This window comes from Variovorax paradoxus (assembly GCF_030815855.1).
GTDB classification, from domain to species: Bacteria; Pseudomonadota; Gammaproteobacteria; order Burkholderiales; family Burkholderiaceae_C; genus Variovorax; species Variovorax paradoxus_M.
Map to the genome: position 1 here is coordinate 2,879,937 of NZ_JAUSXG010000001.1, position 13,689 is coordinate 2,893,625.

The following is a 13,689-nucleotide window of genomic DNA, read 5'->3' on the forward strand; positions in this document are numbered from 1 at the left end:
CGGGGTTTGTCGGAAACGCTTCCGGGCGCCGGTGCACGGCGCTACCTACAATCGCGTTGCATCGAATGTAACCCAGCCATTACGAATTACATCTCATGAAAAGACTCTTGTCGTCCGCGATTCTCGGCTTGGGCATTGGCTTGGCGGCGCCCGCGTTCGCCGACCTGGCCCTGGCCACGTCGAAAAACTGCATGAGCTGCCACGCGGTCGAGCGCAAGGTGCTCGGCCCCAGCTTCAAGGATGTGGCGGCCAAGTACAAGGACGACAAAGGCGCAGCCGACAAGCTCGCCAGCAAGATCGTCAAGGGCGGCTCGGGCGTGTGGGGGCCGGTGCCGATGCCGGCCAACAATCAGGTCAGCGAAGCCGACGCGAAGAAGCTCGCGACCTGGGTGCTGTCCACGAAGTAACGCCGCCCCGATGCGCCTCAGACCCGCGGATCGATGTCCGCGGGCAGCGGCCGCCGCTCGATGCGGTCTTCGAGCTGGCCGATGTGCGCGGCCACGGTGTTGTCCGACTGTTCGGAGCGCTGGCGGATCACGCTCTCGACCTGCCCGACCCGGGTCAGCAACGCGGCATGGCGCTCTGCGTTCTGCGCCATGTGCTTGTTCTCCTGCGCTTCGAGGAAGTTGCGCAGTTCGGTGAAGCGCGAAGCCTCGGCCTTGTCGGCGAGGTCGCGCTGCACCTGCATTTCCTTGTTGTGGCGCTTGGCATCGAGCAGCACCGAACTGTGCAGGTACAGCACATAGACCAGGAAGAACACACCGAGGGCCACCGTGAGCCCCAGCATCATGAGCCCCAGCGGCGCGGAAACGGTCATGAAGCCCAGCGAGACCGGCACGGGCGTCGACAGCGTTCCCCAGTTGAGCGCGGCGAGCGCCGCGATCAGCAGCAGAATGGCAAACAGGAAAGCAGATCTCACGCCCATGGGGGGCCTCCTTCGGACAGATCGAACACAACGGAATCCGCCATGCGCGTCGAGGCGCATGGCAACTCCGCCGGTTGTACCTCAGGCCGCGGGCCTCAACGGCCCCTGCTTCCCATTAACGGCCATGTCCTACAGATCGAGTCAATTGGTCTGTGACAACTGTTCCAGAATCGCAGGATTTTCGAGCGTGGACGTGTCCTGCGTGATGGCTTCGCCCTTGGCGATGCTGCGCAGCAGGCGGCGCATGATCTTGCCGCTGCGCGTCTTGGGCAGGTTGTCGCCGAAGCGGATGTCCTTCGGCTTGGCGATGGGGCCGATTTCCTTGGCGACCCAGGCGCGCAGTTCGTTGGCGATCTGCTTGGCTTCTTCGCCGGTCGGGCGTGCACGCTTGAGCACGACGAAGGCGCAAACGGCCTCGCCCGTCACATCGTCGGGACGGCCTACCACGGCGGCTTCGGCCACGAGGTCGGTCTTCGACACCAGCGCCGATTCGATTTCCATCGTGCCGAGGCGGTGGCCCGACACATTGAGCACGTCGTCGATGCGCCCGGTGATGCGGAAGTAGCCGCGGTCGGCACTGCGCACGGCGCCGTCGCCGGCCAGGTAGATCGTGCCGCCCATTTCCTCCGGGAAATAGCTCTTCTTGAAACGCTCGGGGTCGTTCCAGATCGTGCGGATCATCGAGGGCCATGGCCGCTTGATGACGAGCATGCCGCCCGCGCCGTTGGGCAGGTCCTTGCCGGTCTCGTCGACGATCGCGGCCATGATGCCCGGCAGCGGCAAGGTGCACGAGCCCGGCACCAATGGCGTGGCGCCCGGCAGCGGCGTGATGACGTGGCCACCGGTTTCGGTCTGCCAGAAGGTATCGACAATCGGACATTTCTCGTGGCCGATATTGCGGTGGTACCACATCCAGGCCTCGGGATTGATCGGTTCGCCGACCGAACCGAGGATGCGCAGGCTCGACAGGTTCCAATTCTTCGGATGCACCTTCTCGTCGCCCTCTGCCGCCTTGATGAGCGAGCGGATGGCGGTGGGCGCGGTATAGAACACCGACACCTTGTGCTTTTCGATCATCTGCCAGAAGCGGCCCGCATGCGGGAAGGTCGGAATACCCTCGAACACCACCTGCGTGGCGCCGGCGGCGAGCGGGCCGTAGGCCACATAGGTGTGGCCCGTGATCCAGCCGATGTCGGCGGTGCACCAGAACACGTCTTCGGGCCGGATGTCGAAGGTCCAGTCCATCGTGAGCTTGGCCCACAGCAGGTAGCCGCCGGTGGCGTGCTGCACGCCCTTGGGCTTGCCGGTGGAGCCCGAGGTGTAGAGGATGAAAAGCGGGTGCTCGGCGTTCACCGGAACGGGCGGGCAATCGGTGCTCTGGCCCTTGAGCGCTTCGGCAAAGGTCTTGTCGCGGCCTTCGACGCGGGCCCAGGCGGTAGGCGTGCGTTCGTACACGAACACGGTCTTGATCGACTCGCAGCCGCCGAGCGCGATGGCGTCGTCCACGATGGCCTTGAGCGGCAGCTCCTTGCCGCCGCGCAGCTGGTAGTTGGCGGTGATGACGGCCACCGCGCCCGCGTCGATGATGCGTTCCTGCAGCGCCTTGGCCGAGAAGCCGCCGAACACCACGCTGTGCGTGGCGCCGATGCGTGCGCAGGCCTGCATCGCGATCACACCCTCGACCGTCATCGGCATGTAGATGACGACGCGGTCGCCCTTCTGGATGCCCGCGGCCTTGAGCGCGTTGGCGAACTGGCTCACGCGGGCGAGCAGCTCCTTGTAGGTGACGTTGGTGACTGTGCCGTCGTCGGCCTCGAACACGATGGCCGTCTTGTTCTCGACCGGTGTGCCGATGTGCTTGTCGAGGCAGTTGGCGCTGGCGTTGAGTTCGCCGTCGCCGAACCATTCGTAGAACGGCGCCTTCGACTCGTCGAGCGTGCGGGTGAAGGGCTTGGTCCAGCTCAGGTTGGCCTGGGCCTGGCGGGTCCAGAAACCCTCGAAGTCCTGCTCGGCTTCCTTGCACAGGGCCTCGTAGGCGGCCATGCTGGCGATGCGGGCGCCTTCGGTGGCGCGGGTATCGGGCGGGAACACACGGTTCTCGACCAGAACGGATTCGATGTTCTTCGACGCGCTGCTGCTCATTCTCTTGTCTCCTGGGTAGGTGCGGCCGTAATGTCGGCGGAGCCACTTACGGGTCACTGACGGGTCCGATATTAGTTCGCAGGGTTATCACGAGTCGGTCACGAGGGCACCTCTAGAATCTCCGGTCGTTCCCAACCCTCCTCCCGATGTCCGCTCCCGACCCTTTCGATACCCGGAACCCGCCCACCCCAGCCCCCGGCTCGCCGCTTCGGCCGCTCCCCAAGCTGATTTTTGCCAGCCGTTGGCTGCAGCTGCCTCTGTACCTGGGCCTGATCGTGGCGCAGGCGGTGTACGTGGTGCACTTCCTGGTCGAGCTGCTGCACCTTGTCGAGGCTGCCTTCGGCAGCAAGGAAGCGCTGCAGTCGCTGATCACGAGCATCGGCTACAAGACCGCCGCGCCCGTGGGCACGCTCAACGAAACGGTGATCATGCTGGTGGTGCTGGCGCTGATCGACGTGGTGATGATCTCCAACCTGCTGATCATGGTGATCGTGGGCGGCTACGAAACCTTCGTGAGCCGCATGGACCTGGAAGGGCATCGCGACCAGCCCGAGTGGCTGAGCCACGTGAACGCGTCGGTGCTCAAGGTGAAGCTGGCCACGGCCATCATCGGCATCAGCTCGATCCACCTGCTGAAGACCTTCATCAACGCAGAGAACTACACGGACAAGGTGCTGATCGCCCAGACCGTGATTCACATCACCTTCCTGCTGTCGGCCATTGCCATCGCCTACACCGACAAGCTGATGACCGGGAACGCCGCCAAGGGGCACTGAGCCGAGAGGGCGGCCTCGCGGCCTAAGCGGTGCGCGGCGCGTCCCAGGCCGGCACCGCGGTGAATCGCGCGGCCAGAAAGTCGAGCATCGTGCGCAGCGTGGCCGGCATGTGCTTGCGCGAGGCATACACCGCATACATGCCCACCACTTGCGGCTCGAACTCCGGGAACAACCGCACCAGTTCGCCGGAGCGCAGCAGGCAGGCCGTCAGGTAGGTCGGCAACATCGCGATGCCGGCCCCCGCCCGCGCAAGCTGCATCAGGCTCGCGGCATCGTTGGTCGACATGTTGCCGCCGACGGCCACCGAAACCGGCGTGCCGTCGTCCTTGCGTGTGAAGTTCCAGAGGCTGCGGCCGAAGTACGAGTGCGTGAGGCAATTGCGCTGGGCCAGTTCCTCCACGCGCAGCGGCTCGCCGTGCTCCTTCAGGTACCCGGGTGAAGCGCACACCACCGAGCGGCAATCGGTGAGCCGCCGTGCGATCAGGTTGGGGTCGATTTCCACCGCCACCCGGATCGCGAGGTCGATGCGCTCGTCCACGAGGTTCACCGCCCGGTCCAGCAGCACCAGGTCGACCGCCACGCCCGGATAGAGGCGCACGTAGTCGGCCACTGCTGCGGCCAATTGCGCCTGCGCGAACGACGTGCTGGCCGTGATGCGCAACTGGCCGCGCGGCGCCTCCGCCGGATGCCGAACGGCCGCCTGCATGTCGCCCGCGAGTTCGAGCACCTGCCGGCAGCGCGGCAGCAATTCTTCGCCCGCCGCCGTGAGGCTCAGCCGGCGCGTGGTGCGGTGCAAGAGGCGCGCGCCGGTCCATTGCTCGAGCTCGGCGACATAGCGGGTGACCACCGGCCGCGAGAGGTCGAGCTTGTCGGCCGCAGCCGAAAGGCTGCCCGAATCCACCACGGTCACGAAGACCCGCATTGCGTTCAAACGATCCATTCGAACGATTTTAGGAATAAAGAAGCGCGGAAATCGAGGTATTTCTTTCGAAACCAGAAACCTAAGATGCGCTTCATCGCCTCAACTTTTCAGGAGCATTCACCCATGAGCCACATCGCCATCATCGGCGCCACCGGACGCGCCGGCAGCCGCCTTCTCGAAGAAGCACTGCGCCGCGGCCACACCGTGACCGCCATCGCGCGCAAAGCCAGCGACAAGCTGTCGGGCCGCGCCAATGTGCAGGCCATCGACCTGGACGTGCTCGACGCCCCCGCGCTCGAAAAGGCATTGGCGGGCCATGACGCCGTGTTCAGCGCCGCCCACTTCTCCACCGTGCCGCCCGCGGCCATCGTCGAGCCGGCCAAGCGCGCGGGCGTAAAGCGCCTGCTGGTGGTCGGCGGCGCCGGCAGCCTGTTCGCGGCGCCAGGCCTGAAGGTGATCGATACGCCGAACTTCCCCGATGCCTACCGCGCCGAAGCCTCGGCCGGCGGTGTGTTCCTCGAAGCGCTGCGCAGCGAAAAGGAACTCGACTGGACCTTCCTTTCGCCCTCGGCCGAATTCGTCGAAGGCGAGCGCACCGGCAAGTTCCGCCTCGGCAAGGACGACCTGCTCGTGAGCGCCGAAGGCCGCAGCTGGATCACCTTCGAGGACTACGCCATCGCGTTCATCGACGAGCTCGAGAAGCCCGCTCACTCGCGCCAGCGCTACACGATCGGCTACTGATCGACTGCCGATCGGCAGGCAAACAAAAAAGGACCCGCGGGTTCTTTTTTCATGGGCTGTCCGAATCAACGGCCCGTCATGTTTTCCGGAATCACCCATTGGTCGAACTGCTCGGCCGTGAGGTGCCCCGAAGCAATCGCCGCTTCGCGCAGGCTCGTGCCTTCCTTGTGCGCCTTCTTCGCGATGTAGGCCGACTTGTCGTAGCCGATGTGCGTGTTGAGCGCCGTGACGAGCATCAGCGAGCGTTGCACCAGTTCCGTGATGCGTTCGCGGTTCGGCTCGATGCCCACGGCGCAGTGGTCGTTGAAGCTCACCATGCCGTCGGCCAGCAGGCGCACGCTCTGCAGAAAGTTGTGCGCCACCATCGGGCGGAACACATTGAGCTCGAAGTTGCCCGAGGCGCCGCCGATGTTGATGGCGACGTCGTTGCCGAACACCTGCGCGGCGAGCATCGTGACGGCTTCGCTCTGCGTCGGGTTGACCTTGCCCGGCATGATCGACGAGCCGGGTTCGTTCTCGGGAATGCTGAGCTCGCCGATACCGCTGCGCGGGCCGCTCGCGAGCCAGCGCACGTCGTTGGCGATCTTGTTCATGCTGGCCGCGAGCGTCTTGAGCGCACCGTGGGCATGCACCAGCGCATCGACGCTGGCCATGGCTTCGAACTTGTTCGGCGCGGTCACGAACGGCAGGCCCGTGAGCTTTGCGAGTTCGGCCGCCACCTGCTCCGCGTAGCCCTTCGGCGCATTGAGCCCGGTACCCACGGCCGTGCCGCCCAGCGCCAGTTCGCTCAGGTGCGGCAGCGCGGCGCGCACATGCGCCTCGCCGTGCGCCAGTTGCGCCATGTAGCCCGAGAACTCCTGTCCCAGCGTGAGCGGCGTGGCGTCCTGCAGGTGGGTGCGACCGATCTTCACGATGTCGGCGAAGTCCTCTGCCTTCTTGGCCAGGGTGCCGCGCAGCTTGGCAATGGCCGGCAGCAGCTTGTGCGTGATCGCCTCCACCGCGGCCACGTGCATGGCGGTCGGGAACACGTCGTTGCTCGACTGGCTGCGGTTCACGTCGTCGTTCGGGTGCACCAGGCGCCCTTCCCCGCGTTCGCCGCCGAGGATTTCGCTCGCGCGGTTGGCCAACACCTCGTTGACGTTCATGTTGGTCTGCGTGCCCGAGCCGGTCTGCCAGACCACGAGCGGGAACTCGCCCGGGTGCTTGCCGGCGATGACTTCGTCGGCCGCGGCCACGATGGCCTTGGTTTTCTTTTCGTCCTGCAGGCCCAGCGCATGGTTGACCACGGCCGAGGCGCGCTTGACCTGCGCCAGCGCCTTGATGATCTCGCGCGGCTGCTGCTCGCCGGAGATGTCGAAGTTCTGCAGCGAGCGCTGCGTTTGCGCGCCCCACAGCTTGTCGGCCGGCACGTCGATCGGGCCGAAGGTGTCGCGCTCGGCACGGGTCTTGGGGGAAGTCGTCATGGTGAAAAAACTCCGCAGTCTTGGATGGTTGCGCCCGCTCGCCGGGTGCGGTGCCGAGTATCCACTCGATAAGAATGGCTCGCATTTGAAGAGGCTATTTGCTTCGGGCGATCGCCTCACGATACGCCCTGTCACCCCTCATTCACGCCTCGATCCACAGATGGATCGGGCGCGCCTGCGCAGCGCAAGCTCGCGCTGCGAGGCAGAGCGTGGCGGCTGAGATAATCGGGGGCGTTCCCCATTCCTCCAAAGAGCCCCCACCATGACGACCACGATCCAGCAGGCCGACCTGATCGAATCGATCAGCGCCGCGCTGCAGTACATCAGCTACTACCATCCCGCCGACTACATCGCCCACCTGGCCCGTGCCTACGAGCGCGAGCAGAGTCCCGCCGCCAAGGACGCCATTGCGCAGATCCTGACGAACAGCAAGATGAGCGCCACGGGCCACCGCCCGATCTGCCAGGACACCGGCATCGTCAACGTGTTCCTCAAGGTGGGCATGGACGTGCGCTGGGGCGGCTTCACCGGCAGCCTGGACGACGCCGTCAACGAAGGCGTGCGCCGCGGCTACAACCACCCCGACAACACGCTGCGCGCCTCGGTCGTGGCCGATCCGCAGTTCGACCGCAAGAACACCAAGGACAACACGCCCGCGGTGATCTTCACCGAGATCGTGCCGGGCAATACCGTCGAAGTGACGGTCGCGGCCAAGGGCGGCGGCAGCGAAAACAAGAGCAAGCTCGTGATGCTGAACCCCGGCGACAGCGTGGTCGACTGGGTGCTCAAGACGGTGCCGACCATGGGCGCCGGCTGGTGCCCGCCCGGCATGCTGGGCATCGGCATCGGCGGCACGGCCGAGAAGGCCGCGCTGATGGCCAAGGAAAGCCTGATGGACGACCTGGACATGCACGAGCTGCAGGCCAAGAAGGCCTCGGGCGCGGAGCTCAGCAAGGTCGAAGCCTTGCGCATCGAGCTGTACGAGAAGGTCAATGCGCTCGGCATCGGCGCGCAGGGCCTGGGCGGCCTGGCCACCGTGCTGGACATCAAGATCAAGATGTACCCGACGCATGCGGCGAGCAAACCCGTCGCGATGATCCCCAACTGCGCGGCCACCCGCCATGCGCATTTCGTGATGGACGGCAGCGGCGCGGTGTACCTCGACCCGCCCTCGCTCGACCTGTGGCCCAACGTCAACTGGGCGCCCGACGAGAAGAAGAGCAAGCGCGTCGATCTCGACAAGCTCACGCCCGCCGAAGTGGCGAGCTGGAAGCCCGGCGACACGCTGCTGCTGAACGGCAAGATGCTCACCGGCCGCGACGCCGCGCACAAGCGCATCCAGGACATGCTGGCCAAGGGCGAGAAGCTGCCCGTGGATTTCACCAACCGTGTCATCTACTACGTCGGACCGGTCGATCCGGTCGGCGACGAAGCCGTGGGCCCCGCCGGCCCGACCACCGCCACGCGCATGGACGGCTTCACCGAGATGATGCTGGCCCAGACCGGCCTGATCGCGATGATCGGCAAGGCCGAGCGCGGTCCGGTCGCCATCGAGGCCATCAAGAAGCACAAGAGCGCCTATCTCATGGCCGTGGGCGGCGCCGCCTACCTCGTGAGCAAGGCCATCAAGACCGCGAAGGTCGTCGGATTCGAAGACCTGGGCATGGAAGCCATTTACGAATTCGACGTGGTCGACATGCCCGTGACGGTGGCGGTCGATGCCGGCGGCACCAGCGCGCACATCACCGGCCCGGCCGAGTGGCAGAAGCGCATCGCCAGCGGCGAGTTCAAGACCATCATGATGGAAGAGGCTTGAGCCCTATTGGTGTTTTCGACAGCGGTGTCGGCGGGCTCAGCGTGCTCGCCGCGCTGCGCGCCGAGCTGCCGCGCGAACGCTTCGTCTATTTCGCCGATACGGCTTTTGCGCCCTATGGCGAGCGCGGCGATGCCTATGTGATCGAGCGCTCGCGCAAGGTGACCGGACAGCTCGTCGCCGAGCACGGCATCAAGGCGCTGGTGGTGGCCTGCAACACGGCCACGACGGCGGCCATCCACATGCTGCGTGCCGAACATCCGGTGTTGCCCATCGTGGGCCTGGAGCCCGCGCTCAAGCCCGCCGTGGCGGCGAGCCGCACCGGCCACATCTCGGTGATGGCCACGCGCGGAACGCTGGCCAGCGCCAAGTACGCCGCCCTGCGCGACTCCTTCGCGGGGCCTGCCAGCGTTCGCGCCGTGCCCTGCGATGGGCTCGTGAAGGCCATCGAAGGTTTCGACACCGAGGCCATCGCGGCGCTCTGCGCACGCTACATGGCGGAAGCCGGCCCCTTCGGCAACGCTTCCGGCGAGGTCGACACCGTGGTGCTCGGCTGCACGCACTACCCGCTCGTCAAAAACGAACTGCAGCGGCACGCGCCACCCGGGCTGCGCTTCATCGACACCGGCGCGGCGGTTGCGCAGCAGACCCGTCGCGTGCTGGCTTCGCTCGACCGGCTTGCGGACAGCGGCGACGGGGGGCTGCTGCTGCAAGGCAGCGGCGAGCTTGCCGTGCTCGAGGCTGCAGCCGCGCATTGGCTGCCACAGCCCCGGCAAAACGGTACAACAGCAACTGCCGCAAACGTGGCCTGAAGCCGACCCGCATGCGCTCCCAATTACGTAATGCCTTGCTCCTGGCGTGCCTCTCGGCCGCCGGCCTGAGTCATGCCGCCTGCGAGAGCGGACTGGCCGAGCGCATGCATGCCAAGCTGTATCCGAACCGCCCGCTCGACGAGCGCCTGGCTGCATGCAAGCCCTGGCCCGCCTTTCCGGGGCGCAGCATCGTGGTGCTGCCCGTGCCGCGCGAGACCAGCAGCACGGGCGCCAAGGTGTTCGATCTCGAACTGCTGCTCATCCAGCGGCCCGACAACGGCAACACCGAGCGGGACATGGTGATCGGCCGCATCTTCCAGCCCGACGCGCTCGACGAAGACAGCGCGACCGCCATTCAGGACATACGCATCGACACCTCGCGCTATGTGCTGTCTTCCGACACCCGTGCCTTCGGGCTGCGCGTGCGCTACCGGGGCACGGCGCCCGGCAGCTCGGCCGCGAGCGAAACCGTTCGCCTCTACGTGCACCACGGCAGCAAGCTGCGCCAGGTGCTGCAGGAGGTCGAGCTCGACCGCGAGAGCGGCGAGTGGGACAGCACCTGCACCGGCCGCTTCGAGAAACTGCGCACCATGGTGTCGGTCGGCAAGTCGGCCAGCAACGGCTTTGCCGACCTTCAACTCTCGCGCACGCTCGTCCAGAGCCACGCGCAGGTGCAGGAAGACCAGGGCTGCATGGAAAAGGCCCTGCCCGCGCGGTTCAACACCGTGACGCTGCGCTACGACGGGGAACGCTACAGGGTGCCGAAGTCTCTGCAGCAGCAGACGCCTTGATTCGCCGCCCGCGGCTTATCGGCTGCGCTGCGCGGCCGCCCGGCCGCGCGCCATGTCGATGGGCAGCAACAGCAGCAGTCCCGCCACGAACAACCCCGCTGTCGAAAGAATGGCGATGCGCTGATTGCCGCCCGCCGCCCACGTGATGGCACCGAACATCAGCGGACCGATGATGCTCGCCAGGCGCGTGGCAAAGGTCCAAAGGCCGAAGAATTCCGCCAGCTGCTGCGGCGGAGCCAGGTAGCCCGTCATCGCCCGGCCCGCCGACTGGCTCGATCCCATGGCGAGCCCCGCGATGGCGGCGGCCCACCAGAAAGCGCCCTTGCTGGTCGCCAGCGCCGCAATCACACAGACCGCAATCCACGCCACCAGCGTGCCGGCCAGCGAGATCTTGTGCCCGATGCGGTCTTGCACGTAGCCGAAGCTGAACGCCCCGATCGCGGCCGCCAGGTTGAGCACGAAGATCAGCACCATGGTTTCGCTCGCGACGAAGCCGATGACCTGTTCGGCGTAGATGGCCGCGAGCGTGATGGCGACCGCCACGCCGCCCTGGTAGAAGACGGTGCAGATCAGCAGTTGCATGAAATCGCGGTAGGTACGCGCCTGCCGGAAGGTGGCACGCAATTGTTGCCACGTGCCCGTCGCCTGGCGGGCCGTTTGGGGCCGCGCACGCTCGGGGAGCAATGCGAAGGTGGCACAAGCCGCCGCACCGTAGATGCCCGCCGTGATCAGCATCGTGACAGGTACGAAGTGCGACGCCGGCAACCCCTTTGCCTGCGCCGACAGCACGTAGGCCAAGCACACGCCGAGTGCGAGCATGCCGCCGATATAGCCGAAACTCCAGCCCCACCCGCTGACCTTGCCCATTCCCTCGGCGGTTGCGAGCTCCGGCAGAAACGCGCCCGTCAACGATTCGCCGTACGAATAGAAAGTGTTCGAGACGATCACCAGCGCCATGGCCAAGGCGACCCCTGTCGAACCCGAGAATCTTGGCGTGACTGCCAGCGCGGCAGTGGCGACCACGCAGCCCAGCGTCGCGATCGCAAGCACGCGCTTCTTGGCTGCATGCCGGTCGGCCCAGGCCCCCACGGCGGGCATCGAGAGCATGACGATGGCATAGGAGACGCTGAGTGCCGCGGTCCATGCGAAGGCCGCCCAAGGCGCTCCCTTGGCGATGCCGCCCACGAAGTAAGCGGCAAACACGGCCGTGATCACGACCGTCGTGTAGCCTGAATTCGCAAAGTCGTACATCGCCCAGCCGAACACCTCGCGCTTGCGCACGCCGGGGTTCAGGGCGGAGGACGGAAACAGCGCCATTCGGCGATCGGTCAAGGCGCCGGGCGTTCCCCGAACGGCCTCAATGCAGGTGGCGCGGACGGCGGCCGCCGCCATGCCCGCCGCCACTGCCGCTGCCGCCTGTGCCACGCGGCCGCTTGCCGATTTCGAGCGAATTCACGAGCGCATCGAAGCGGTCGCTGAAAAGGCGGTCGATTTCCGACACGACGCCACCGAGCTCGGCGCCGTCGAAGTGGCGCTCCATCAGGTTGACGACGTCTTCCACCAGCAGGTCGCGCTGCACCTGCATGATCGCGGCCGGATTGGGGCCCACGAACAGCATCAGGAAATCGTCGCGCGATTCTTCGTCGGGGTCGCCCTCTTCCTCGTCGAAGTCGGTGTCGTAGAAGGTGACCTCGATGGCGGCACCGCGCTCCGACAGTTCGTTCAGCGCCATGCACATCTCGTCGAGCGCCTGGCGAAAGTCTTCGTCGCCCGGCACGGTCCAGCACATCTGGAGCACGTGGTCCTTCTGCTCGAAACGGATGCCGGGCTCTTCCTCGTAGGTGCTCGTGGCGCCATCGGCCAGCGATTTGGCGCCCGCATAGGCCCAGAGCGGCTTGAGTGCTTCCTGGATCTGATCGAAATTGACGTCGGACCGCAGCGGCACGTCGCCGTGCACATGAATTTCAAATGGAGCGTTGTAACGAGGCATTGAGTGCTCCCTTGTCTAAGTGTGGTGCCCGGAACGGGGTCGAGCCCGTCTGCCCCGATGAAGGAAGCGGCAAATTTTAAGCCGAAGAATCGGTGCTGCACCGAGACCCTCCGGGCCTGTATAGAGCCCTCTGCGACAGGTTTTCATAGGGACACCCCGTCTTGATGATACCCGGGTGTTTGATGCAAATCGACCCGGCTCCCTTTGGGTTGGCTCCTGCCCTGCAAGGGGGCCATGTCGCTTTCTAGGCAGCCTGCGCCACGGGCTCGTGCGCCAGCGCCATCACTTCGTGCGGCGAGCGGGTCTTGAGCCGGTGGTCGCTCCACACCTGGCGCCAGCGGCGCGCACCCGGCAGGCCGTTGCGCAAGCCCAGCATGTGCCGCGCAATCGACGACCATTGCGTGCCGTGCGCCGCCGCCTCGCGAACCATGTAGTCGCACATCAGCGATTCCACCTCTTCGCGCGTCAGCGGCTGCGGCGCGGCGCCGTAGAACTCGGCGTCCCACTCGGCCAGCCACCAGGGGTTGTGATAGGCCTCGCGCCCGACCATCACCCCGTCGAGCAGCCGCAGATGCTCGTGCACCTGCGCATTGACCGAAATGCCCCCGTTGATCGAGAAGCACAGCGCCGGAAAGTCGTGCTTGAGCCGGTGCACGAGTTCGTAGCGCAGCGGCGGAATCTCCCGGTTCTGCTTCGGGCTCAGGCCCTGCAGCCACGCATTGCGGGCATGGACGATGAAAGTGCCGCAGCCGGCCTCGCTCACCGCGCCGACAAAATCGCGCACGAACTCGTAGCTCTCGATCTTGTCGATGCCGATGCGGTGCTTGACCGTCACCGGCACGCTCGTTGCGTCGACCATCGCTTTCACGCAGTCGGCCACCAGCGCCGGCTCGGCCATCAGGCAGGCGCCGAAAGCGCCGCGCTGCACGCGCTCGCTGGGGCAGCCGCAATTGAGATTGATCTCGTCATAGCCCCACGCTTCGCCCAGCTTCGCGCAATGCGCCAGGTCGGCCGGCTCGCTGCCGCCCAGCTGCAAGGCCACGGGGTGTTCTTCGGCGTTGAAGCGAAGGTGCCGGGGAACGTCGCCATGCACCAGCGCGCCCGTCGTCACCATCTCGGTATAGAGCAGCGCGTGGCGCGACAGCAGGCGATGGAAGTACCGGCAATGGCGGTCCGTCCAGTCCATCATGGGCGCGACGGAGATGATTTTCTCTTTTAAATTCAACAGCTTAGCTTTATCACTCATACACTTAGACCCTCGCGTGTGCACGCTCGTGTGCACTCCAAAACGCCCGAATACGCCCCATTTCGCCC

13 protein-coding genes are annotated in these 13,689 nt (G+C 65.9%); 6 read left to right on the plus strand and 7 right to left on the minus strand.

The annotated features are described in order from the left end of the window. Positions 1 to 95 precede the first annotated feature (95 nt). Positions 96 to 407 (plus strand): c-type cytochrome, encoded by a 312-nt coding sequence (locus QFZ42_RS13550; RefSeq protein ID WP_307701446.1) that lies wholly within the window; start codon positions 96 to 98, stop codon positions 405 to 407. A 17-nt stretch (positions 408 to 424) separates the two neighbouring features. Here the strand turns inward: QFZ42_RS13550 and QFZ42_RS13555 are convergent, their stop codons facing one another. Then, entirely contained in the window at positions 425 to 925 is a 501-nt protein-coding gene (locus QFZ42_RS13555; protein ID WP_307701447.1) for a LapA family protein, read from the minus strand. Between the two features lie 141 nt (positions 926 to 1,066). Continuing rightward, positions 1,067 to 3,067: an acetate--CoA ligase gene (gene acs / locus QFZ42_RS13560; RefSeq protein WP_307701448.1), complete on the minus strand. Its 2,001-nt coding sequence runs from the start codon at positions 3,065 to 3,067 to the stop codon at positions 1,067 to 1,069. 146 nt (positions 3,068 to 3,213) lie between these two features. Between acs and QFZ42_RS13565 the strand changes: the two genes are divergently transcribed. After that, on the plus strand, positions 3,214 to 3,843 hold the full coding sequence (locus QFZ42_RS13565; RefSeq protein ID WP_307701449.1) for a TIGR00645 family protein: 630 nt from the start codon (positions 3,214 to 3,216) through the stop codon (positions 3,841 to 3,843). Positions 3,844 to 3,865: 22 nt separating this feature from the next. On the opposite strand, the gene QFZ42_RS13570 is transcribed toward QFZ42_RS13565, so the two are convergent. Further along, positions 3,866 to 4,783: a LysR family transcriptional regulator gene (locus tag QFZ42_RS13570; protein ID WP_307701450.1), complete on the minus strand. Its 918-nt coding sequence runs from the start codon at positions 4,781 to 4,783 to the stop codon at positions 3,866 to 3,868. Positions 4,784 to 4,888: 105 nt separating this feature from the next. Between QFZ42_RS13570 and QFZ42_RS13575 the strand changes: the two genes are divergently transcribed. Further along, the gene (locus QFZ42_RS13575) at positions 4,889 to 5,506 is read left to right on the plus strand and encodes an NAD(P)-dependent oxidoreductase (RefSeq protein ID WP_307701451.1); all 618 of its coding nucleotides are present in this window, start codon (positions 4,889 to 4,891) and stop codon (positions 5,504 to 5,506) included. Positions 5,507 to 5,571: 65 nt separating this feature from the next. Here the strand turns inward: QFZ42_RS13575 and fumC are convergent, their stop codons facing one another. Further along, positions 5,572 to 6,969: a class II fumarate hydratase gene (gene fumC / locus QFZ42_RS13580; RefSeq protein ID WP_307701452.1), complete on the minus strand. Its 1,398-nt coding sequence runs from the start codon at positions 6,967 to 6,969 to the stop codon at positions 5,572 to 5,574. Between the two features lie 262 nt (positions 6,970 to 7,231). Here fumC and QFZ42_RS13585 point away from each other — a divergent pair, with 262 nt between their 5' ends. From QFZ42_RS13585 to QFZ42_RS13595, 3 genes are read left to right on the plus strand one after another with little or no spacing between them, the layout of a single operon-like run. Beyond that, entirely contained in the window at positions 7,232 to 8,785 is a 1,554-nt protein-coding gene (locus QFZ42_RS13585) for a fumarate hydratase (RefSeq protein WP_307701453.1), read from the plus strand. Beyond that, on the plus strand, positions 8,782 to 9,594 hold the full coding sequence (gene murI / locus QFZ42_RS13590) for a glutamate racemase (RefSeq protein ID WP_307701454.1): 813 nt from the start codon (positions 8,782 to 8,784) through the stop codon (positions 9,592 to 9,594). The genes QFZ42_RS13585 and murI overlap by 4 nt, the downstream gene beginning before the upstream one ends. Before the next feature lie 11 nt (positions 9,595 to 9,605). Further along, entirely contained in the window at positions 9,606 to 10,385 is a 780-nt protein-coding gene (locus tag QFZ42_RS13595; protein ID WP_307701455.1) for a hypothetical protein, read from the plus strand. Between the two features lie 15 nt (positions 10,386 to 10,400). Here the strand turns inward: QFZ42_RS13595 and QFZ42_RS13600 are convergent, their stop codons facing one another. The 3 genes from QFZ42_RS13600 to dusA form a co-directional block, all read right to left on the minus strand. Then, a complete protein-coding gene (locus tag QFZ42_RS13600; RefSeq protein ID WP_307704234.1) occupies positions 10,401 to 11,702 on the minus strand; it encodes an MFS transporter in 1,302 nt (433 codons plus the stop codon). A 40-nt stretch (positions 11,703 to 11,742) separates the two neighbouring features. Next, positions 11,743 to 12,375 (minus strand): DUF6806 family protein, encoded by a 633-nt coding sequence (locus QFZ42_RS13605; protein ID WP_307701456.1) that lies wholly within the window; start codon positions 12,373 to 12,375, stop codon positions 11,743 to 11,745. 244 nt (positions 12,376 to 12,619) lie between these two features. Beyond that, a complete protein-coding gene (gene dusA / locus QFZ42_RS13610) occupies positions 12,620 to 13,621 on the minus strand; it encodes a tRNA dihydrouridine(20/20a) synthase DusA (RefSeq protein ID WP_307701457.1) in 1,002 nt (333 codons plus the stop codon). Positions 13,622 to 13,689: the final 68 nt, after the last annotated feature.

What these genes read in the sequence shown, in the direction of transcription:
- QFZ42_RS13550 (WP_307701446.1), top strand. Translation starts at nt 96, where the DNA reads ATGAAAAGACTCTTGTCGTCCGCGATTCTCGGCTTGGGCATTGGCTTG.
- QFZ42_RS13555 (WP_307701447.1), bottom strand. Translation starts at nt 925, where the DNA reads ATGGGCGTGAGATCTGCTTTCCTGTTTGCCATTCTGCTGCTGATCGCG.
- acs (WP_307701448.1), bottom strand. Translation starts at nt 3,067, where the DNA reads ATGAGCAGCAGCGCGTCGAAGAACATCGAATCCGTTCTGGTCGAGAAC.
- QFZ42_RS13565 (WP_307701449.1), top strand. Translation starts at nt 3,214, where the DNA reads ATGTCCGCTCCCGACCCTTTCGATACCCGGAACCCGCCCACCCCAGCC.
- QFZ42_RS13570 (WP_307701450.1), bottom strand. Translation starts at nt 4,783, where the DNA reads ATGGATCGTTTGAACGCAATGCGGGTCTTCGTGACCGTGGTGGATTCG.
- QFZ42_RS13575 (WP_307701451.1), top strand. Translation starts at nt 4,889, where the DNA reads ATGAGCCACATCGCCATCATCGGCGCCACCGGACGCGCCGGCAGCCGC.
- fumC (WP_307701452.1), bottom strand. Translation starts at nt 6,969, where the DNA reads ATGACGACTTCCCCCAAGACCCGTGCCGAGCGCGACACCTTCGGCCCG.
- QFZ42_RS13585 (WP_307701453.1), top strand. Translation starts at nt 7,232, where the DNA reads ATGACGACCACGATCCAGCAGGCCGACCTGATCGAATCGATCAGCGCC.
- QFZ42_RS13595 (WP_307701455.1), top strand. Translation starts at nt 9,606, where the DNA reads ATGCGCTCCCAATTACGTAATGCCTTGCTCCTGGCGTGCCTCTCGGCC.
- QFZ42_RS13600 (WP_307704234.1), bottom strand. Translation starts at nt 11,702, where the DNA reads ATGGCGCTGTTTCCGTCCTCCGCCCTGAACCCCGGCGTGCGCAAGCGC.
- QFZ42_RS13605 (WP_307701456.1), bottom strand. Translation starts at nt 12,375, where the DNA reads ATGCCTCGTTACAACGCTCCATTTGAAATTCATGTGCACGGCGACGTG.
- dusA (WP_307701457.1), bottom strand. Translation starts at nt 13,621, where the DNA reads ATGAGTGATAAAGCTAAGCTGTTGAATTTAAAAGAGAAAATCATCTCC.